The following is a 21,153-nucleotide window of genomic DNA, read 5'->3' as shown; positions in this document are numbered from 1 at the left end:
TTCTATTAATTTAAACGCAAATTAATGTATTTTGTTTAAAACAACCCGGATAGCCAAAGTATTATTTTCTGCTGATACTTCATAATTGTCGACACATATATTATACGGAATATTCATCTTGTGAGGCAGCAGACTATTATCCACTGAGTCTCTTTCTGTTTTTCCTGTGCTGACTACATAGCCATTCAGACTGATTGTATCGTTCCCGGCCTTATAATCGAAAGCCAGAAGCTGATCCCCTACTTTGGTGAACATACTCACAGAAGCGCCTGCTATTGTTCTCTCCATCATATCTTTTTCCGGGATATGACAGAAAAATGAATTTATGGAATCAGTTTCAATAAAATCATGTATTGCCCTGTAGCTGTTGCTGGCAGCGAAAACCCCTTTGCGGAATGTACTAACGAGAAACCGGTCGCCGGGAAGTGCATATAATACGATCTCACTGCCTTTATAGATGCGGTGTTGCGGGCTATAAGACAGAGCCACACTATCTTTTATATATCCTTCTATTACCGATTCATCTTCTTTTCTTATTTTCAGCAATAGCATCCTGTTATCTGCAGCGTCTTTACATAAAACTACCGGATAAGAAAATCCTTCGGGCAATATGTTTACCAAACTGGCATATGCAGAATCGTAAACAAAAACATCTTTTAAGTTATAGTTCCTGTTGATATTGAATACCTCGATAGCAGTTGATGGAATATGTTCATAGATATTTGTAGTATAAGACTCCCTATTATATTCCAGCCGTTTGTACATAAACCAGCCGCCGACAAGAATTGTAGTCATCAGAATAAATAAAATAATTATCTTTATCCGGCGTTTGGTCATTGTATCGAAATCATAAACGTTTGTGTAAACATAAAACAAAGGCTAACCCACACACAAAGATATATGAAAGCTTTGATATCCAGAGAACTTAAAATCATTTTTTGTTCACCCGCAGGAGCTTTTTTCTCCGTGGTTTATTTACTGGCTGCCGGAGGAATGCTCTGGTTCTTTTCCGGCAATTATAATCTTATAGATGGCGGCTATGCAAGCATGGAACGCTTTTTCAGCTTATCGTCTATCCTCTTTGCCATACTGATACCGGCGGTAACTATGCGCCTGTTCTCGGAAGAGAAACGCAACAAGACATTAGATATATTATTGGCAAGGCCTGTAAAAGCTACCTCTGTATATTTCAGTAAATTCACAGCTACTTTTGTTTTTGTCTCGGTCACTTTACTACCCACACTTATCTACATATATTCTTTGCATCAACTAGCTAATCCGGTCGGCAATATAGATATAAATAGCATTGTGGCATCTTATATATCCTTATTGCTACTTGTATCAGTGTTTATCTCTATCGGATTATTTGGTTCGGCCCTGACAAAAAATCAGGTCGTAGCATTTATTATCTCCATTTCGCTTTGCCTGTTTTGCCTGTATGGCTTCGACATGCTGGCTGGCTTGTTTCTCTCGGGAAAAACAAATGCCCTATTATCTTCGCTCGGATTATCATACCACTACAAGCTGATGCAGCGGGGAGTCATACAACTGAGCGATATTATCGTTATTATCAATTATCTCGCTATTTTCAGCTTTCTTACAATTATATTACTTGTCAGGAATAAGAAAAAAGCACTTATATACCTGTCTGTACTACTTCTGTCAATAAATATTACTACTACCTTTATTCCCAACTACAGACTGGACTTTACTGCGGATAATCGTTACACATTAAGCGGCTATTCGGTGGAGTTGCTGAAACAGGTAAAGGGTCAGCCGTTGAATGTCGAGATGTATCTTACCGGCGATCTTAATTACGGATTCCAGCATCTTAAAAATGAAACAGATAACCTGTTTGCCGATTTTAACCGCTATTCGGATAATAATATAAATATCAGGTATATCTCGCCCTATATTTCGGGAGAATCACAGGAGCGGATATACGAAACGATGTACAGAAACGGAATGGATGGCATCATACTCAACGAAACCGATAAAGAGGGGAAAAACAGCCGCAAAGTTATCTACCCTTACGCCCGGATTTCGAACGAGAAAGACACATTAACCGTGAATCTGCTGAAAAATGTAATGGGAAACACCGCCGAAGAAAACCTGAACGCTTCGGTTGAAAGCCTCGAATTTGAATTCATCGATGCTATCAGGTTATTACAACAGAAGGAACCGAAAAACATAGCTTTTATCGAGGGACATGACGAACTGCCACGGACTTACGTCTATGACGCCGAAGAGCTTCTTTCTAAATACTATTCCGTAAATCGCGGCCAGATAGGTAATGAGCCGGGAGTCCTGGATAATTTTGATGTCATTATCATCGCGGGGCCTCTGAAAAAATATAGCGAAACAGAAAAATATATTATCGACCAGTATATCATGCAGGGTGGAAAAATACTGTGGCTTGTAGACGGTGCATATTATTCGCATCAGCAACTGGCTGGCATAGGTTATTCACCGAGTATGAAAAACGATGTGAATCTGGATGATATACTGTTCAATTACGGAGTACGCATCAATCCTGACCTGTTACAGGACAAGCAGTGTGTTTCCACGCACCTGGTATCGGACGATAAAAAACAGGCACCGGCAGTTGTACCAAGCTATTTTCAGCCATTGCTGATACCATCGCCCGGTCATCCGGTGACAAAAAACATAAGGGATATAAAAGCCGGATTCGCCAGTTCGATCGATGTTGTAAACAGTTCGGGAGAAATACAAAAGCAAGTATTGCTGACCAGTTCGGCCAACGCACACCTGGTAAAAGTACCCGAGCCGATAGACTTCGACGTGGAGCGGATACAAAACCAGTCCGGCTATTTCAATCAGCCTTTTGTTCCTGTAGCCGTAAGCCTTGAGGGCAAGTTCGGTTCGGCATTCATAAACCGTCCTGTACCCGACAGTATAAGCAATACCAGAAAAGAACGATTGGCTGAAAGTAAGGAAACCAAGATGATCGTTGTTTCGTCGTCTGACATCATATCGAACGGAATACAAGGACAGGGCAGCGATTCTCAAATAGTACCGATGGGATTCGACCGGGTTTCGCAAACACAGTTTGGAAACCGTGATTTTATTGTCAACGCCATAAACTGGCTGGCTGACGACGATGGCATTATGACCTTGCGCACCAAGCAGCAACAGATGTATATCCTCAATAAAAAAGCAGCGTACGAAAGCAGGGACAAATACACCGTTCTGAATATCGCATTCCCCGTCATATTCATGCTGATAGTTATGGGAGGAACCGTTCTGTACAGGAAAAGAAAATATGAGTAAAAGTAATAGAATTATTATTCTAAGATATTTTTATTTTTATATTTGTATGCAAAGATTTAGAATATGTCGAAGAAGGTATCTACTATATGCTTAATAAACCTTGTGTGTGTATTCTCATTCGCACAAGAATTTTTGCCGGTTTGGGATAAAAAAACACCAAATAGCAAAGGAATTATATTGAAAGACAGTATTGCTAATGAGAGAGTTTATCAGGTAGTAACCCCCGGCATTTATGTATTTGAACCTTCTATTGCCGAAAATAAGAATACGGCAGTCCTGATTATTCCGGGAGGAGGATATGCGAGACTGGCTTATCAGGTAAGTGGCTTCCAGCTGGCAAAATGGTTCAATACCTTTGGGGTGACAGCCTTTGTCCTAAATCATCGCCTTCCCCTGTCGCCCGATGTGATCGAATCACATAAGGCTCCGCTACAAGATGCCCAAAGGGCTATAAAGTTTATCCGTTACAATGCTAAAAAATGGAATATAGACACGAACAAAGTCGGGGTGATGGGCAGTTCGGCAGGAGGACACCTCGCCGCTTGTCTGTCCACTTTTACCGAAGATTGGTCCGCAACAGGCGATAGTATGGATACTGTTCCATATATTCCAGATTTTACAATATTGGTATCCCCCGTCATATCAATGAACGAATACGTGCATAAAGGCAGCCGGGACAATTTACTGGGAAAGGATGCATCACAGGAACTAAAAGATGCTTTTTCCTGCAATAAAAGAGTAACGGACAAAACGCCTCCTGCCTTCATGGTTCATGCCTCTGATGATAGAACAGTGTCGTCGTTGAACAGCATTCTTTATTATTCGGCTCTCAAACAACACAATATAATAAAAGCGTCATTGCATATCTATCCGCAGGGAGGTCATAGTATTGCTGCACGAAACAATCCTGGCAGCACCAACAGTTGGACGATATTGCTCGAGAAATGGCTTAATGAGATAGGTATTATTGGTATGAATTAGGATTAGTATCTAAAAAAATAAATTAATTAATCTATCAGCGAGTCGCTCGCTGTGCTATTTTTAATTATAAAAAATCATTATTATGGAAAATCAAGAACAGTATGCCCAAGGCAATAAATCTGTGGTTAGTATGGGAGAATGGCTTATAACTATGCTTATAATGATCATTCCGCTTGTAAATTTAATAATGCTGTTCGTATGGGCTTTCGGTAGCAATACGCCGGAAAGTAAGGCCAACTGGGCAAAAGCTCAATTAGTATGGATGGTAATAGGTATTATACTTGTTGTCATTTTCTGGGGAGCCATCGCCGCAATGGTTGTCGGTGCCGCTGCTTCCAGGTAACAGATAAACCGATTTAATAAAATGCACAGAAGCCTTTCTCATCAAAGGCTTCTTTTTTATTGGTAGCAGGTTTAATCTTTCAATTTTCTTTAACTACACGCAATCGGAAATTGCTTGTCAAAATGAACAAGATATGAGAATCTGGAATTATTAAGAAACATTATCAAATATTCTGAAATAATTTGCAATCCGGAAAGATAATACAATTGCAATACTATACTTTTGTAAAAAGAAATTCCGTTTTCTTTATAGATCTTTAATAACTAAAAAATGCCCGTATGAAATCATTATCTATTTATTTTTTATTTTTTTGCAGCCTGACATTATTCTTTTCATGTAGTGACGACGAAGATAACGAACCATATCAGCCACCATACAGTGAAGAAGATATTCAAGATGAAATATCTTTAAAATCCTATCTGCAACAATCATTTCCTTCTGCCATCGAACGGGTTTCGGTGACGGATCAGACTGTGGAAATAAAAGGCAAATCGACAGGAGAAGGCGACTTCTACTTAGTAGAGATACCTCCCTATGAAGATGTTACGCAGATAAAAGAGGCACCGTACAAAACAAAGCTCGAAGGCACGCCCTTCACGGTTAAACTCGACCGCATGGTAGAAAGAGGCGGCATTACGTATGACCGCCTGTTATCGAAATGGGCTGTTTTTAAGACCGAAGGCACGACCGGTAAACTTGTTTCGCATGCCCGTTATGCAGACGACATACCGGTTCTCCATCAGTTACAACCGGTTCCGTTAACTACAAAAAAAGGGATTGGCGGAATTTTCGTCAACCAGTTCATCTCCGACCTCACCTTGCTGGGCACCAGTAGCGGAACGCTGAATCTCACCATTACCCGTTTCCTACATCTTACACCCAAAGACGGATATAGCGAATATACTTATGGCGGGAAAACCTATTACATCGACATGGCCTTCGTAGAAGGAACTTATGATACCATGCTGAAGGAAACCACCAAAGACCGTAACCTTTCCATCGCAGCCATTTTGCTGATAGAGCCTGCCGCTCAGGCGGCAGATCCCGCCGTAGGCGCATTGTTGCAGCATCCCGATTACGAAAAAGGCGCCTTTACTATGCCCGACATGAGTAATCCCGAGGCTGTCAATTGTTACGCGGCAGCACTCGATTTTCTGGCCAAAAGGTATTGTACGCCCGACAACCGGTACGGACGTATTTCTCACTGGATCATGCACAACGAGATAGACGGATCGATAGACTGGACCAATATGGGAGTGAGACCTGTCACACTGGTAACCGATGCTTACATGAAGTCTATGAGACTGTGTTACAATATTGTACGGCAGTACGACAATAATGCAGAAGTATTTGCGTCCTTCTCACATTCATGGACAGCAGCTTCTAACCCGGGATGGCACACTACCAGAGAGATAGTCGACCTGATCAACGACTATAGTCGTGCCGAGGGAGATTTTCAGTGGGCTATGGCCTGCCACAGTTATCCTGAAGATGTATATAATCCGCGCACATGGGACGACCCGAACGCGACGTACTCCATGGATACTAAATTTGTTACCTTCAAAAATCTGGAAGTACTGAGCAAATGGGCACTCGCCAAGGAAAACAAATACAAGGGAACGATCAAGCGTTCTGTATGGTTGTCCGAAGCCGGGGTTAATTCACCTACTTATTCTGATCAGGATCTATTGACGCAAGCTGCCGGAGTAGCTTACGCCTGGAAAAAGATCAATGGCCTTCCTGGTATCGACGGTATACAATGGCATAATTGGTTCGACCACCCAGATGAAGGAGGTGCCCGTCTGGGATTACGTAAATTTCCACAAACCGATAATGCAGAAACCAAGCCTTCATGGTTTGTGTTCCAAAAAGCAGGCACGGAAGAAGAGGACAGTTATTTTCAGCAATTCCTTCCTGTGATAGGGATTTCTGACTGGAATGTTATTGAAAATTTCTGAAATAGTGATAAGATAATAAAAAAGAAGAGCTTTAGCCGGAAGGCAGATAATTCTCCGGCCAAAGCTCTTCTCTTCAGATAAGGAAGAAAGTTGTACGGTGTAAATATAAATTTTCTCCATTGTGAAAATCTTCCCGAATTAATTCTTAATTTTGTGCAATCTGAAATATAATAGTCCCCTAAACGGGAAAATAGTAAGTTTTAAACGATTGTATGCCTAGAATTAATCTGAGAGGGATGGGAGTTGCACTGATAACTCCGTTTAAAGAGGATGAGAGTGTCGATTACGATGCGCTGCTCAAGCTCGTTGATTACCAATTACAGAACGGCACCGATTACCTGGTTGTACTGGGAACCACTGCCGAAACCCCTACCCTGACCGAAGATGAGAAAAAGCAGATCGTGGAACTGATCGTCAGCAGGGTAAACGGACAAATTCCTATTATCCTTGGAGAAGGGGGAAATAATACCCGCTCGATTGTTGATAAACTAAAGAAAAATGATTATTCAGGTATCGACGGCATCCTTTCTGTCGTACCTTATTATAATAAGCCTTCGCAGGAAGGTATATACCAGCATTATAAAGCTATTGCCGAAGCATCGTCTCTACCTGTGGTTGCATATAATGTTCCCGGACGCACAGGAGTAAATATGACAGCAGAAACCACGTTGCGTATCGCCTGCGATTTTCCGAATATAGTTGCTGTAAAAGAAGCCTCCGGTAATATGACACAGATGGACGAGATCATCAAACGTAAACCTGAAAACTTTGATGTTATTTCGGGGGACGATGGTGTGACATTCCCGCTTATTACATTAGGCGCTATCGGTGTTATATCTGTTATTGGTAATGCCTTTCCTAAAGAGTTCAGCCGCATGACACGCCTTGCCTTAGAGGGTGATTATGCCAGTGCGCTGACTATACATCACAGTTTCAATGAACTGTTCAACCTCTTATTTGTAGACGGTAATCCTGCCGGAGTAAAATGTATGCTCAATATGATGGGATACATAGAAAACAAGCTGCGTCTGCCGCTTGTTCCTACACGCATCACTACCTACGAACAGATACGAAATGTACTTATCGACCTGAACATTAAGTGCTGATATTCCTAATCATCCATCTTCTCTGAATTCGAGTATATCTCCGGGCTGACATTCCAGCACTTTGCAGATCGCATCCAGCGTACCGAAACGTATTGCTTTAGCTTTACCCGTTTTTAATATAGACAAATTGGCCGGGGTTATATCCACTTTTTCGGAAAGTTCGTTCAGCGAGATCTTCCGCTTAGCCATCATTACATCCAGATTCACGATAATTGCCATACTTTATCTATATATTAAATGGTGAGATACTGTTCTTCTTTTAAGTTTAGCGAAACTTTGAGTATTTCGGTTAATAATAGTGTGACCAATCCAAGAGAAAGGTAAATGATATTGTTTTCGAGATCGGGTCCTGCTATTTTATAGTTTTCAATATTGAGAACTTGTTTTGCTGTTGCAATATTGATATACCTCATTAATGCATCAAACAGGGAAAGTGCTATCATAGTCCAACCCATAATACGGATTTTGAAAATAACATTATCTGTAATTATTTTGTTCTTTGTGATATTATACACCACATTAAAAAACATAATAGGAAAAGCAACAATAGCAATGAAAAGAAAAATAGCTATAGCCATAAAAAATATTTCAGCAATGAAAAGGTATACGGGAACATCCTTTGTCGGAACATTTACTTTAATACGGGCTTCTTCAAATTGTGTATTTATAGTTTCATTGCCTGTTTTGTTGTATAAAGTAATTGCTGTATTTTCTTTTGCAACAGGTTCGAGCCATACGGAAAGAGGGGTGGTACTACTCTTTTCTCTGGCTGAATTGGCTCCATCGATGAAGCTCTCCTTCATATCATCAAAATCGTTACAGAACATGTTTACAAAGAAACCGACATAACAGATAGCAATAAGAATACAATAAAATTTAATTCGCGTGTTCATAATATATAAAGTTTAAATTAATGGCAAATCAAACAACAATACAAAAGAATAAATATTTTCCGATAAAAACAAATTATTTATCGAAAAACAATAAATAAGCATTGCTTTGTAACCACAAAAATATATAAATATCAAACACACAGACAGATAGCCAAAACAGGCATTAATAATGATTTTATAGCAAAAAATAAGATAGATAAATTTGGATTATATATAAAACTATTTTACCTTTGTCCTCGCATTCAAGAAAACGGCTCCGTAGCTCAACTGAATAGAGCATCTGACTACGGATCAGAAGGTTACAGGTTTGAATCCTGTCGGAGTCACAAGAAAATAAAGCACTTACATTAACAAGTAGGTGCTTTTCTTTTTGGGGATAATATGGCTTTATAGGCGGTTTAGAATCATCTGTAGTTATGATTATGTGAAATAATCCCGATCTAATCTGACAATCATAGATAATCTACAACTATTAAATTAACAAACAAGTTATTCTTACTTCTATTATATCAATCCTTCCAATAATGTTTTAATCTTATCAAAAGATTAATATTGTCTTAACTGAAATAAAATATTTTACAAATACATTTAGGAATAATTCTAAAAATATATGTCATGAATATACATATAATGAATTTGATTTTACCAGGTACAATTGTTGTAGCTTACCTGTCTTTCCTTGTGTATTGTGTCCTGAATCACTATTTAAGTGAAGAAGATTAAGGCAATTGTTTATTACATATTTTATGTTGGTTTACTCATATGGATCAGGATTTGCCTTGTAATTTACTCAATGCGATAAGTGATTTTTTCACATACTCACTGTCGGGTTCTACCATCAGCCAGAAGTTGAGGTAACCGACAATGCGTTTCAGATAAGAGGGATCTGTCGAGCCTATAAATTTCTGATGTCCGGCTAGTCCTTTGGTTAGAATGTAATGCACATTTTTTCGAATCTCCCGTTTTTTTGATTTTGGAATAGTCAGTTTTTCTCCGGAACTGACAGAAACACCAGTAATGATCTTTTTTTTATTTTCTGTTAAGAAACGGGTCTTTTTTCGTTGTATCACAAATTTTTCTTCTCTTACAATACCATCTATCTCCGAAAGAAAAAGTTCAAAAGCAATATCTTCTCCCGAAAAAGTCAGGTCATCCGCATAACGGCTGTATGTCAGATTGTGCTTCCGTGCCAAAGCAATGAGTTTTACATCCATATCGTAGGCAATAATATTGCTGAGAGTAGGACTTGTAGCTGCCCCCTGAGGTAGTTTTCCGTCAAGAGAGCATAATTCGGCCAGTACTTTTGATATATTAGACGGATAACCAATCTTCTCAAAAGCAGTTATTATTCTGGGCTTCTTTATCGATCCGAAAAAATCAGCTAAATCAACCTTTATTATCTGTGTTTTCCCCAGATGTACTTTAGCATTGTGAATCACTGATACGTTCTGCCGAAATCCGGTAGCGGCGGAATGAATACTTACAGAGAGTAAAATGCGTTTGTAAATCGTTTTTTGAATATTCAGCAATACATTGTTTGGTGCCGATATTGTGCGACAACCTCCACTCCGTTTCCCCAGTTTGAAATGAGAATACTGAATTGAAGTATTTTTCAGTATATCGATCAATTCATTTTTTTCAACTGCCAGAAAATTGGCACACCATGTTATAGCTGCATCATCGAAAGGTAAAGGTGCTGAAAATATACGTTCAAAAAAGCTTTGCCTTTTCGCCTGTTTTACTTTCTTCTCCCGGGAAAAGACAGAGAATATACTCTTTTTGGGGGTGGTTTTAACCTCTTCGCCTTTATCATAATTATCCGGATTTCGATTATAGTTTCGGGTGTCGCGACTGTATTCGTCACCCCCGCTATAATTGAGTAATTTGTAGAATATCCATAATACTAGGAATATGATAAGTATGACTAAGGCTATATTCATCGTCTGAAAATTAAAAGGAGGACAAGTGTTTACTTTTAGGATTGTTCTGTAGTACCGCCTGTAAATCTGAAAGATTTAGGCAGTAATACAGAACAATCCTAAATCTCAGAAAAGGCATGAACTATCGAGGCGACTACACCTCTTTCTTGCTAAATCTTTAGCTCATCCTCCTGAATGCAAATATAACTGTTTTTCTTTTATCAGTACAAGTGCTATCATACAATAGTATAAAAAATAAAGGAGGATATCATAAATATCCCCCAATACCTTTCCATAAACGGATATACTATTCCGTACCTCCGCCTAAGGCTTTATATAGATCCACAGTACATTGCAACTGTTCCAGTTTATCATTCACCTGAGTGAGTAATGCCGACAGCAGATTTTGTTCAGCTGTAAGCACCTCGGTATAATTTGCATCACCAGCCTTTAGCAATTCCTGAGTAAAGTAAACAGAGTTTTTGCACGACTCTATTTGTTTATCCCGTGTTTCATTCTTTTTCAGAGAAGATTCGAAAGAGAACAAAATATCAGCTATTTCCTGCCCTGCAGCTAAAACTGTCTGTTCGAAAGTCAATAAAGCCTCCTGTTGCTGGGCTTTTGCTATCTTCAGGTTTCCGGTCAATTGCTTCTTCGCAAAGATCGGTTGAGTCAATCCTCCGATAATACTGGCAAAAATATTCTCCGGCTTAAAGAAATTAGACAATGTATTCGTTGTTCCATATCCTATCGATCCCGAACTAAGTGTTATAGATGGATAGAAACTTGCCTGAGCGGCGTTTGTCAGTTCAAATGCCGAACGGAAAGACAGTTCAGCCTGTTGTACATCCGGACGCTTGGCTAACATTTGTACAGGCACACCGTATTCAAGCTTTTCAGTATATTGCTGTTCAAAAATAGTAGAACGGGCTATTGTTCCCGGTTTCCTGCCCAACATAGTACAAATTGAGTTTTCCATTTGCCTGATCTGGCTTTCCAGGTCGGGAATACTTGCACGTGTGCTATACAGCAATGACTTACTTTGCTCAACTGCTGCGCCATTCTGTAATCCCGATTCCTTTAATGCCTGCATTGTTTCCACATTTTCCTCTAACAGTTTCACTGTTTCTATAGTTACTGCCAGCTTTTCGTCCAACGCCAGTAGCGAGTAATATGATGTGGCAATATTCGCAACTAAAGATGTCTGTATTAAATTCTTATATGCATGGCTGTTCAGAAACTGAGCATATTTTGCCTTAGACTGTCTGTTCAGCTTTCCCCAAATATCCAATTCCCAACTGGCAGAAACCCCGAGGGAGTAATTTGTGGAATGATACCCCAGCACATCTTTACCTCTGCCTCCGTCACTGCTTCGTGAATGATTTACCTGTCCGACTAATGATACATCGGGAAAATAAGCGGCTTTGGCCATACTTAGATTAGCTTCGGCCTGCTGAATACGTGTATAGGCTATCTGTAGATCGAGATTCTTATCTATACCTTCATCTATTAAAGCTACAAGATAAGGGTCAGTAAAATATTCTTTCCATGGAATATTCGCTATAGAGGTGGTATCATCGGAGGTTATCTCCCCATACAAATTATCGGTGTTGAGTTCAGGTGTTTTATATTTGTTTGTTACCTGGCAGGAGGAGAAGCCTATCAGGGCGATAAATCCCAATAAAACAATTTTATTTTTCATATCTATTTATATTAGCCCCCCTAATCCCCCCGAAGGGGGACTACAGAGAGGGTATTTGTTTAATAATTCTATTCGTGGCTTTGCCAAAGTCCCCCTACGGGGGATTGAAGGGGCTTTATTGTTGTTTGTTTATAAACTCATCGTTCGAATTTATCATACCCGACTTGCTGAATTTGTCTTGTATAGACTGGAATATGATATAGAGAGACGGAATCACCAATACTCCGATAAGCGTACCTATTAGCATACCTCCAATGGCGCTGATACCTATCGAGCGGTTACCGATAGCACCTGCCCCTGTGGAAACAGCCAGAGGTAAAAGTCCGAATATAAAAGCGAATGATGTCATTAATATCGGACGGAAACGGGCTACTGCACCGTTAACGGCTGCATCTACGATACTCATACCCTGTTGGCGGCGCTGAATAGCATATTCTACTATCAGAATGGCATTCTTAGCCAATAGCCCGATAAGCATAATCAGCGATATCTGTACATAGATATTATTTGTTATACCCTGGCTCAATCCGAATGCCGAAAGGAAGATAAATACTCCGGCCAATCCTACAGGAAGAGAGAAGATCACAGCTAATGGTAAAATGTAACTTTCGTATAAAGCTGCCAATAGCAGGTAAACAAATATCAGACACAATCCAAATATAAGTACAGTCTGGCTGCTACTTTCGGCTTCTTCACGTGTCATATCTGAAAATTCATAGCTGTATCCGGTCGGGAGAGTTATTTCTTCAATCGCTTTTATTACATCCCCTGAACTATATCCGCCTGCATAATTAGGAATAATTGTCAATTCCATTGAAGAATACAAGTTGAACCGTGTCCGTGTTTCAGGGCCAGTAACATCGGTTATCGTCAGAAAGCTTGTAACCGGTGCCATTTCACCGCTTGCCGTTTTTACATATAGTCCATCCAGATCGTCTAATTTAGACCGATATTCGGGGGCAGCCTGTATCATTACCCGGTATTGTTTCCCATACAGGTTGAAGTTTGAAATATACTGGCTACCGATGTATGCCTGCAAAGTACCCATCACATCACTTAGTGTGATGCCTGCATCCTTGATCTTAGCCATATTAACCTCCAGTTGCTTTTGGGGAAAGTTCGGGTTAAATGTTGTCATGGCTGTCATTACTTCTTCTCTTGCGCTCATTTTCGCAATAAAGTCATTCGTTACATTATAGAAATCATAAATATCACCACCCGTACGGTCCTGCAGGTTTACAGCTACACCACTACTTAAACCAAATCCCTGAATAGTAGGTGTACCGAAAAATAAGAATGTAGCATTCTTGATAGAACTTGTTTTCTCGGTCAATATCGCAGCAATTTCGTTCGCGGTTATATCCCTATTATCCCAATGATCCATTTTTATCATTACCGATCCGTAGGAACTACCGGTACCACTCATAAAACTCATCCCGCTAAGGCTTCCGGCGTGTTTTACTTCCGGTATTTCAAAAGCCATTTCCATAACGGCATGTACTACAGAATCTGATCTTTCCAGTGACGATCCGGGAGGTAAAGTGATACTTCCCATAACACCACCACTGTCTTCCTGTGGAACAAATCCGGTAGGTATTACCTTCATCAGTCCAAACAGCACACATGTGCTCACCAGAATAATCCCTACGGTAATCCATCTGTGCCCCCTTTTTCCTAAAAAGACCAGAGACTTCCTGTATTTCGTTGTTGTTGCGCTAAACCCGATATTGAAATAATAGTAAAAGCGTTTCAGAAAACTTTTTTTACCATGCTCCTCATCATGTGGTTTCAAAAAGAGGGCACACAAAGCCGGGCTTAGAGTCAAAGCATTGATAGCCGAAATAAAGATGGCAATAGCCAATGTCAAACCAAACTGCTTATAGAAAATACCACTTGTGCCACCGATAAAACTAACCGGGATAAATACCGATGCCATAACCAATGTAATGGATATAATGGCAGGTGCGATTTCTCCCATGGCTTTAATAGAGGCCTGCTTAGGATCTTTTATTCCATGTTCGAGTTCGGCATGTACGGCCTCGACGACGACTATTGCATCATCGACGACAATCCCGATGGCTAAAACAAGGGCAAATAATGTAAGCAGATTGATAGAGAAGCCCATTACCCACAGGAAGAAGAATGTGCCGACAATGGCAACAGGTACCGCTATGGCAGGGATCAATGTAGAACTGAAATCCTGAAGGAAAATGAACACAACAAGGAAAACCAGCAAAAATGCTTCGAGCAATGTCATGATAACTTTATTGATAGACGCGTTCAGGAAATCACTAATATCCATCAAATAAGTTAGTTTCAATCCGGGAGGAAAATCTTTTACCGCCTTATCCAATTCTGCTTTTACGTTCGTAAGCACTTCCTGTGCATTCGATCCTGCTGTCTGGTTAATACCCATCATTACGGCAGGATTTCCATCGGTCGTCATATACATATTGTACTGCAAACCACCCAGTTCTACATCCGCCACATCACTCAGGCGAACAATTTTCCCGTCATTAGAGCGGACAATTATATTTTCAAATTCTTCTGTTGAAGATAGCCGTCCGGTATATTTCAATGTATACTGAAATGCCTGATTGCTGTTTTCTCCCAACTGGCCCGGAGCAGCTTCGATATTCTGATCCTGCAATGCGGCAATAACTTCGTTTGTCGATATTTTATACGAAGCCATTACATCCGGTTTCATCCAGATACGCATAGAATATTCTTTCGATCCGTATGCAGAAGCGTTACCCACGCCATTAACACGTTTTATCTGCGGAATAATATTAATGTCCGCATAATTTTGAATGAAGGCAGCATCATATTCCGGATTATCAGATGAAAGCGACATCATTAGGATGGTACTTGTCTGTTGCTTCCTAACTGTTACCCCGGCCTGTGTTACTTCGGCGGGCAGCAATGACGATGCCTGATTTACCAGATTCTGAACGTTTACCGTTGCCATATCGGGATCCGATCCCTGTTCGAAATAAACAGTTATGGTCGCAGATCCTGTTGCTGCGGATGATGTCATATAGGTCATCCCTTCCACACCATTGATAGCCTCTTCCAGGGGAATCACTACGCTGTTCATGATCACATCGGCATTTGCCCCGCTATAAGAGGCTTCTACCCGTACTGTAGGAGGGGCAATGTCGGGATATTGCTCTATCGGCAACATATTTAGTCCTATTATCCCCAATACCACTATTATTATTGATATAACGGTGGATAATACCGGGCGTTCTATAAATGTTTTAAGCATGTTTTTTATTTTTTAGTGAAAAATGGAAAATGGAAAGTTGAAAACGAAATGCTTGGTTAATTTTCAATTATGGACACACACTTTCAACTTTCAATTTTCAACTTTCAATTTTGACTTAAATATTCTTGTTTTGTAGCGATCCTCATTCCATTCCTAAGTGTAGCTACTCCATCCGACACTATTTTATCTCCGTCCGACAGGCCGCTGGTTACTGCATAATCCTGACCGTTAGGCATAGTCTGCACCGAAATAAGCTGCTGTTTCACAGTGTCGCCCTCAAGCTTATAGACCAATACTTTATCCTGTTGACTGAATGTAGCTTTCTGTGGTATTACAAAGACATTTTCCAGCGTTTTAGGAATAATTATTTTCCCGCTGGTTCCACTTCTCAGCCGACCCTGTTTATTAGAAAATTCTGCGCGGAAATTGGCAGATCCTGTTGTTACATCTACAGTTCCGGTGATTGTTTCTATACGTCCTTTATCCTCATACTCCGATCCATCGGCAAGAATCAGGGAAACCGGTTCCATATTCCTTATTTTCTCTGACTGGGTTGAACCTTCCACTCCATCCAGGAAACTCATTAACTTTCGTTCGTTCAACGAAAAATAAGCATACACATTACCTGTATTGGCAATGGTGGTCAGTGTATTGCTATTGTTAACCAAGCTGCCCTTACGATAAGGTATTTCTCCGACAACCCCGTCAACAGGACTGGTAACAGTCGTCCAACTCATAGTCGCCTGTGCATTCTTCAGAGTGGCTTCTGCTTGTTCAAGCGATGCTAAAGCCGTTTCATAGGCATTTTCATAGGTCTGTAATTGCACTTCACTAACAATGCCTTTTTCTGCCAGAGGCCGGTAACGGTCTACATTTACTTTTGCTGTATTAACCTGAGCTTTTTCGCTACTTACAGATGCTTTAGCTGAAGTTAACGCTTGTTCCGATGAAGGAGAATTAATCTTAAACAATATCTGTCCTGCCCTGACAACCGAACCTTCATCTACATATATCGCTTCGATATAACCATCGATACGCGGCTTTATCTCAATATCTTCCTGCCCCTTGATTGTTGCCGGATATACAGACTGCATATTTGCATCCTGTTTGTTCAAAACCATCACAGGATATTCCTGACTTGGTGCCTCTTGGTTCGTTTGACCACTGTTTCCACATGAGGCAAGCCCTAACAGAGCGATAGCCCCGCTTAAAATCATCTTTGTTTTCATTGTTATTTTAATTATTAAGTTTATTCAGTTCTTTGGACAACACAAGTAATTGAGCCGTGAAATTTCTTTCATCAATATTGCGGTAGAGATTATTACAGCATAATAGCATTTTGGACGATGCCATACTGTAAAGGGATTTTCCCTTGTCTGTCAATTCGATATATATCACACGGGTATTCACTGTTCCTCGGACACGGGTAATCATATTATTCTTTTCCAGATTGCGCAGAATGGTAGAAACTGTCATTGGGTCTATTCCGGTCTCCTCCGACAGATCAATCTGAATTATCTCTTTTTTATACGTATTCAGATGATATATAGCCGATAATATTTCATACTGTGAACCGGTTAGCCTGAATTCATCCAATATTTGTTTTTTACTTCTCATCCACAGCTTAAAAACATGTCGCATCAACGAATCTACATTGACACCCTTCATGCTGTTTTCTCTGATTTTTTCCATTATATTATCAATTGAGATTATAAGTACTCTTATTTTCTGAGGCAAAAATCGCCAAGTATCTTATCATCTCAAAAATTATTCAACGAACAGGAAAGTTATCTGTATGAAACAGCTACAAATTTTCAACAATCATCTTATGTAGTAGATATTTCGCCCAAAACATACTTTCGTTGAAGATCTCAGCCGGTTGGTAGATATTCTCAGGGATTTGGTTGAATATATTTGTTTTTATATAATGATTATTATTATATTTAATCAGGTTTTCTAATCTTATACTTATGATCAAAATACTAAATCATATACGTTCTTCAACAAAACTTCAATCAATACTTATCTGGACAGGGATTTATATATTGGGATTTATTCAGAATCTCTGGATCAGTTTTGAATGGTCGATAAAAGTGGGCTCCTTAAGCTTTATTTGTATGATTATGATATATTATCTAACATATAATATATTGATACCTAAATTACTGATAAAGGAGAAGAAGATATTGTTTTTCCTTTTTTCTATTGCGTTTGTTGTCCTGTTTGCAAATATTTGCGCCCGGTTCGAAATATATATGTTTAAAAACCTTAACATAGAGGTTGAACATGAGTTCAGGTTTATTTTTTCGATATCACGATACGCCACAATTTTTATATTAACATATTCTATATCCAATATAATTTTCTTTACAAGAAAGACCGCCGAAGATGCCAGACAAAAAGAAGAATTGTTATCTGAGAAGAAAATGCTGGAAGCCAGAGTTCTGAAATCTCAAATCAATTCACATTTTATATTTAATGCTTTGAATAATATATATTCAATGACATATTTCAAAGACGAATACACTTCGGGATATGTACTGAAACTGGCACAAATGATGCGTTATGTGATGGAAGATTGTGAAACCGAACTGACTCCTCTGTCAAAGGATATTGATTATATCAGAAACTTTATCGATTTTCAAAAATTAAGATTTGAAAATGACAAGAATATTAATTTTACTTATATAAATGAAAACGAGACAAATATAAGTGTACCTCCAATGATTTTCCAACCACTGGTAGAGAACTGCTTCAAACACACACCTCTTGAAGTTGATGAAAACAGTTTCATTCATATCTTATTGGAAGTGAAAGAGAAGCAAATATATTTCGTCGCTGAAAACAGCCAGCCATTGATCAAAAATAAAGCTGCGTCGAACGGAGGTGGTATAGGTATTGAAAACGTGAAAAGACGGCTCGAGCTTTATTTCGAAAATGAGTATTCATTGAATATATTCGATAATTCCGACTCGTTCAGGGTAGAATTATCTATAAATTTGTAATCTTCATAAAATTCAGGCTATGAACGAAACTTTGAGAGTCATAATTATAGATGATGAATATCATGCCCGGAAATTGTTATCGGAGTATGTTTCAAAACTACCGTTTCTTGAATTGGCAGGAACCGGAGCAAACGTTTTCGAAGCTATGGAGATTCTAAGAAAAGAAAAGATCGATATTTTATTATCTGATATCCAGATGCCGGAGATCACAGGCCTGGAATTTGTCCGTAGCCTGAAAAATCCACCGGTGGTAATATTTACGACAGCATATTCGGAGTATGCTGTGGAAAGCTACGAACTGGATGTGGCCGATTACCTGTTGAAGCCGATCGCATTTCCCCGATTTCTACAAGCGATAAACAGGGTAATAGAAAAAAGGGAAAACAACAGTTTCCATAATCCGTTATTTACTGCAGAGTATCGACTACCCCATAATCAGGAAGAGGACAGCATGGTAGTAAAAAGCGGATATAAGTTATACAAAATAAATTATGCTGACTTGCTTTATGTGGAAGGGCAACGGGAATACGTTACCTTCCATACCACAAAGCAAAATATCACCACTCTTTTTTCATTAAAGGACCTGGAAGAAAAACTACCGTCCGGTTTATTTGTGCGAATACATAAATCTTATATTATATCAATCAAACATATTGAATTAATTGATAAAAACATTGTTCATATTGCCGGTAAGAAGCTACCAGTCGGCAGTAGTTACAAAGATAATCTTATGAAATTATTTGAATAGACAGTCAATCTTCCTGAATCAATCTGCCTTTCAACCTTTTCATAAACTGTCCGAATGCCGGAGCCAGTTCTTCAAACAAAGGATGGTTGCGATTGTGTATCATCACTTCACTGAAAAGCTTTAAGCCTAAGGCGAATTCAATACTTTCGGCCGGACTACCAAATAAATCTTTACCCTTGATCACTTCAAAGATTTTGAACAGGTCGTCATGGTTACGGAATTCAAATTCCAGAGGCTCTTTATTCAACGCCTCCCCTTCCGGATTTTTCAGTGCTTCTAATGTAAGTTTATACAGATATGCTTTCTTTTCCATTACTATTTAATTATTAATACGAATCAGTAGTTAGATTTAATCGTTCAATTTTACTAACGCGCCCTTCGGGGTTGTTTTTCATTTTGACTCGCCTTCGCTTCGTCGATCGTTGATTGGCATTGCCCAAAACGAAACAAAAGGCTAGTACCTGGTTCCCCGCCGACCTGTCATCGGCTTGCCGGCTAAACCAAATAAACTCGCCTTCGGCTCAGACAATATTTGGTTTCACGCCGTCTTCACCGGACAGGTGCCCGTCGTAGGAACCTATGCACGGAAAGCTGGCGCACGATAGGGAATTGCCCTGCCTTGAGGTGGCTTCGCCCGGTGGCATTAAGCCGTAGTGCGGGGCACCCGTCAGGCGAGAGGGGCGTGAAATGGGAAGCGTCCGCAGGACAATCTTTCCATTTAGCTCCTGAGCCTGTAACGGGTCGCACGCAGGATGAGCCACCAAAGCATTTTTGCATCCTTTTTTTGCTTAGGAAAAAAGGATGGCAAGCAATCTTCGATTGTGCGCAGTAGAAAATAGAACGATTATTTTTTACAATCATAATAATTTCAACTATTGATTGCCCTTATTACTTAACTGATATTTCGATTATGGGACTAAAGGCCTGAATTTATAAATCTCATATTTGACCCTCTCCTGTTCCGGATAATTGATCTGGGATGTAGTAAAATAAACATAACCATCTGCATCTATGGCAAAACTGTCTGCCCAGCGGATCGTCTGGCCGAAATCCAGATTTTGCCCTTGTTTTGTCGCCAGATCGAACGACCACACACTTTCATTTGGCAGGTCGGCCATATAAAGTTTGCCATTATACAAAATCATCCCGTCTGTTGGTACATTCTTCTCATTTAGTATTGATACTTCTTTGCAACGATCCTCGCAGACTAGAGTTGTATCTCTCAGTACCGATGTGGGTATCTGATAGAGAATATCACCCGTCAACGCCGCAAAATAGAGCATTTTCCCATCTTCCGATAATTCGATACCGTCGCTGTTTGTTATACCATTGGACTTCCCGGTCGATTTAAAGTTAATACCATCCAGATTGGCCATTACAGCCGGACAATTATTATCTAATGCCCGCCACGAATTTCCTGACTTCAAGTCGAGTACGACTATCGCCCCATCTTTTGAGTCTGTCATATAGGCTATATCATCTTTTGTGTCTACCCTCACATCATTCAGATAACTGGTAGCAGTATACGCACTGTCAGAAAAACTGAACGTCCTGACAATCTCATTGGTACGGAGATCTATCTGGTAAAGTTTAGGCCCGCCATCAACCACGCCTTTAAATTGTGGATTCGCAGGATCGAGTATCCATAGGCGGTTCAGCTTATCGATGACAACACTTTGTACGCAAACAAACAATTCATTTGCTTCCATTGACGGATAGGCAACTTCTTTCCCGTCTATCACTTCCGCAACTTTAAAAGGAGAAGGAACCTTCCATGTCGGATAATTTACAAAAATACGCCCTTCTTCAGACACAGCAATTCCTGTCCATTGATAATCCGATTCTGCGACCTTTATCAAAGACGGTTTATCGGAACAGGCATTGAATATTCCTAAAAGGATCAGTATAATTAATGCTGTTTTAAGTTTCATATAAAATA

Annotated in this window: 18 protein-coding genes and 1 tRNA gene; 9 read left to right on the top strand and 10 right to left on the bottom strand. The window is 39.7% G+C overall.

The features are described from left to right. Positions 1-21: 21 nt before the first annotated feature. Entirely contained in the window at positions 22-837 is an 816-nt protein-coding gene (locus tag GGR21_RS08125) for a hypothetical protein (RefSeq protein WP_221232966.1), read from the bottom strand. A gap of 63 nt (positions 838-900) precedes the next feature. On the opposite strand from GGR21_RS08125, the gene gldG reads away from it, so the two are divergent. The 5 genes from gldG to dapA all read left to right on the top strand — a co-directional run bounded on the left by gldG (position 901) and on the right by dapA (position 7,679). Further along, the gene (gene gldG, locus GGR21_RS08120) at positions 901-3,291 is read left to right on the top strand and encodes a gliding motility-associated ABC transporter substrate-binding protein GldG (protein ID WP_183306711.1); all 2,391 of its coding nucleotides are present in this window, start codon (positions 901-903) and stop codon (positions 3,289-3,291) included. Positions 3,292-3,354: 63 nt separating this feature from the next. Then, positions 3,355-4,272: an alpha/beta hydrolase gene (locus GGR21_RS08115; RefSeq protein ID WP_183306710.1), complete on the top strand. Its 918-nt coding sequence runs from the start codon at positions 3,355-3,357 to the stop codon at positions 4,270-4,272. A gap of 82 nt (positions 4,273-4,354) precedes the next feature. Further along, complete coding sequence (locus GGR21_RS08110) at positions 4,355-4,615, top strand: hypothetical protein (RefSeq protein WP_183306709.1); 261 nt, start codon at positions 4,355-4,357, stop codon at positions 4,613-4,615. Between the two features lie 278 nt (positions 4,616-4,893). Beyond that, positions 4,894-6,573: a DUF5722 domain-containing protein gene (locus GGR21_RS08105; RefSeq protein ID WP_183306708.1), complete on the top strand. Its 1,680-nt coding sequence runs from the start codon at positions 4,894-4,896 to the stop codon at positions 6,571-6,573. Positions 6,574-6,785: 212 nt separating this feature from the next. After that, complete coding sequence (gene dapA, locus GGR21_RS08100; protein ID WP_183306707.1) at positions 6,786-7,679, top strand: 4-hydroxy-tetrahydrodipicolinate synthase; 894 nt, start codon at positions 6,786-6,788, stop codon at positions 7,677-7,679. Between the two features lie 9 nt (positions 7,680-7,688). Here the strand turns inward: dapA and GGR21_RS08095 are convergent, their stop codons facing one another. Then, the gene (locus tag GGR21_RS08095; RefSeq protein WP_183306706.1) at positions 7,689-7,898 is read right to left on the bottom strand and encodes a helix-turn-helix domain-containing protein; all 210 of its coding nucleotides are present in this window, start codon (positions 7,896-7,898) and stop codon (positions 7,689-7,691) included. Positions 7,899-7,912: 14 nt separating this feature from the next. Continuing rightward, a complete protein-coding gene (locus tag GGR21_RS08090; protein ID WP_183306705.1) occupies positions 7,913-8,572 on the bottom strand; it encodes a DUF2975 domain-containing protein in 660 nt (219 codons plus the stop codon). A 252-nt stretch (positions 8,573-8,824) separates the two neighbouring features. Between GGR21_RS08090 and GGR21_RS08085 the strand changes: the two genes are divergently transcribed. Further along, positions 8,825-8,898, top strand: a tRNA-Arg gene (locus tag GGR21_RS08085). A gap of 441 nt (positions 8,899-9,339) precedes the next feature. On the opposite strand, the gene GGR21_RS08080 is transcribed toward GGR21_RS08085, so the two are convergent. The 5 genes from GGR21_RS08080 to GGR21_RS08060 form a co-directional block, all read right to left on the bottom strand. Continuing rightward, positions 9,340-10,512, bottom strand: coding sequence for a reverse transcriptase family protein (locus GGR21_RS08080; protein ID WP_183306704.1), 1,173 nt, complete (start codon positions 10,510-10,512; stop codon positions 9,340-9,342). A gap of 286 nt (positions 10,513-10,798) precedes the next feature. Continuing rightward, on the bottom strand, positions 10,799-12,193 hold the full coding sequence (locus GGR21_RS08075) for an efflux transporter outer membrane subunit (protein ID WP_183306703.1): 1,395 nt from the start codon (positions 12,191-12,193) through the stop codon (positions 10,799-10,801). Positions 12,194-12,308: 115 nt separating this feature from the next. Beyond that, complete coding sequence (locus GGR21_RS08070; protein WP_183306702.1) at positions 12,309-15,461, bottom strand: efflux RND transporter permease subunit; 3,153 nt, start codon at positions 15,459-15,461, stop codon at positions 12,309-12,311. Positions 15,462-15,565: 104 nt separating this feature from the next. Further along, a complete protein-coding gene (locus GGR21_RS08065) occupies positions 15,566-16,690 on the bottom strand; it encodes an efflux RND transporter periplasmic adaptor subunit (RefSeq protein WP_183306701.1) in 1,125 nt (374 codons plus the stop codon). Positions 16,691-16,697: 7 nt separating this feature from the next. Further along, on the bottom strand, positions 16,698-17,153 hold the full coding sequence (locus tag GGR21_RS08060) for a MarR family winged helix-turn-helix transcriptional regulator (protein ID WP_183306700.1): 456 nt from the start codon (positions 17,151-17,153) through the stop codon (positions 16,698-16,700). 278 nt (positions 17,154-17,431) lie between these two features. Here GGR21_RS08060 and GGR21_RS08055 point away from each other — a divergent pair, with 278 nt between their 5' ends. Together GGR21_RS08055 and GGR21_RS08050 are read left to right on the top strand one after the other, a co-directional pair. Then, a complete protein-coding gene (locus GGR21_RS08055; RefSeq protein ID WP_221232965.1) occupies positions 17,432-18,466 on the top strand; it encodes a sensor histidine kinase in 1,035 nt (344 codons plus the stop codon). 19 nt (positions 18,467-18,485) lie between these two features. Beyond that, entirely contained in the window at positions 18,486-19,214 is a 729-nt protein-coding gene (locus GGR21_RS08050; protein ID WP_183306698.1) for a LytR/AlgR family response regulator transcription factor, read from the top strand. 4 nt (positions 19,215-19,218) lie between these two features. On the opposite strand, the gene GGR21_RS08045 is transcribed toward GGR21_RS08050, so the two are convergent. Then, on the bottom strand, positions 19,219-19,527 hold the full coding sequence (locus GGR21_RS08045; RefSeq protein WP_183306697.1) for a DUF3861 domain-containing protein: 309 nt from the start codon (positions 19,525-19,527) through the stop codon (positions 19,219-19,221). Between the two features lie 219 nt (positions 19,528-19,746). Between GGR21_RS08045 and GGR21_RS08040 the strand changes: the two genes are divergently transcribed. After that, complete coding sequence (locus tag GGR21_RS08040; protein WP_183306696.1) at positions 19,747-20,046, top strand: hypothetical protein; 300 nt, start codon at positions 19,747-19,749, stop codon at positions 20,044-20,046. Between the two features lie 76 nt (positions 20,047-20,122). Here GGR21_RS08040 and GGR21_RS08035 read toward each other — a convergent pair whose 3' ends face one another. After that, entirely contained in the window at positions 20,123-21,145 is a 1,023-nt protein-coding gene (locus GGR21_RS08035; RefSeq protein ID WP_183306695.1) for an L-dopachrome tautomerase-related protein, read from the bottom strand. Positions 21,146-21,153 lie beyond the last annotated feature (8 nt).

This window comes from Dysgonomonas hofstadii, from assembly GCF_014196915.1.
In the GTDB taxonomy this organism is placed as follows: domain Bacteria; phylum Bacteroidota; class Bacteroidia; order Bacteroidales; family Dysgonomonadaceae; genus Dysgonomonas; species Dysgonomonas hofstadii.
Note: the sequence above shows the minus strand (reverse complement) of the source record. Positions and strands in the feature narration are given on the sequence as shown.

Excerpts from the sequence above, each read along its gene's own strand:
- GGR21_RS08125 (WP_221232966.1), bottom strand. The coding sequence starts at position 837 with ATGACCAAACGCCGGATAAAGATAATTATTTTATTTATTCTGATGACT.
- gldG (WP_183306711.1), top strand. The coding sequence starts at position 901 with ATGAAAGCTTTGATATCCAGAGAACTTAAAATCATTTTTTGTTCACCC.
- GGR21_RS08115 (WP_183306710.1), top strand. The coding sequence starts at position 3,355 with ATGTCGAAGAAGGTATCTACTATATGCTTAATAAACCTTGTGTGTGTA.
- GGR21_RS08110 (WP_183306709.1), top strand. The coding sequence starts at position 4,355 with ATGGAAAATCAAGAACAGTATGCCCAAGGCAATAAATCTGTGGTTAGT.
- GGR21_RS08105 (WP_183306708.1), top strand. The coding sequence starts at position 4,894 with ATGAAATCATTATCTATTTATTTTTTATTTTTTTGCAGCCTGACATTA.
- dapA (WP_183306707.1), top strand. The coding sequence starts at position 6,786 with ATGCCTAGAATTAATCTGAGAGGGATGGGAGTTGCACTGATAACTCCG.
- GGR21_RS08095 (WP_183306706.1), bottom strand. The coding sequence starts at position 7,898 with ATGGCAATTATCGTGAATCTGGATGTAATGATGGCTAAGCGGAAGATC.
- GGR21_RS08090 (WP_183306705.1), bottom strand. The coding sequence starts at position 8,572 with ATGAACACGCGAATTAAATTTTATTGTATTCTTATTGCTATCTGTTAT.
- GGR21_RS08080 (WP_183306704.1), bottom strand. The coding sequence starts at position 10,512 with ATGAATATAGCCTTAGTCATACTTATCATATTCCTAGTATTATGGATA.
- GGR21_RS08075 (WP_183306703.1), bottom strand. The coding sequence starts at position 12,193 with ATGAAAAATAAAATTGTTTTATTGGGATTTATCGCCCTGATAGGCTTC.
- GGR21_RS08070 (WP_183306702.1), bottom strand. The coding sequence starts at position 15,461 with ATGCTTAAAACATTTATAGAACGCCCGGTATTATCCACCGTTATATCA.
- GGR21_RS08065 (WP_183306701.1), bottom strand. The coding sequence starts at position 16,690 with ATGAAAACAAAGATGATTTTAAGCGGGGCTATCGCTCTGTTAGGGCTT.
- GGR21_RS08060 (WP_183306700.1), bottom strand. The coding sequence starts at position 17,153 with ATGGAAAAAATCAGAGAAAACAGCATGAAGGGTGTCAATGTAGATTCG.
- GGR21_RS08055 (WP_221232965.1), top strand. The coding sequence starts at position 17,432 with ATGATCAAAATACTAAATCATATACGTTCTTCAACAAAACTTCAATCA.
- GGR21_RS08050 (WP_183306698.1), top strand. The coding sequence starts at position 18,486 with ATGAACGAAACTTTGAGAGTCATAATTATAGATGATGAATATCATGCC.
- GGR21_RS08045 (WP_183306697.1), bottom strand. The coding sequence starts at position 19,527 with ATGGAAAAGAAAGCATATCTGTATAAACTTACATTAGAAGCACTGAAA.
- GGR21_RS08035 (WP_183306695.1), bottom strand. The coding sequence starts at position 21,145 with ATGAAACTTAAAACAGCATTAATTATACTGATCCTTTTAGGAATATTC.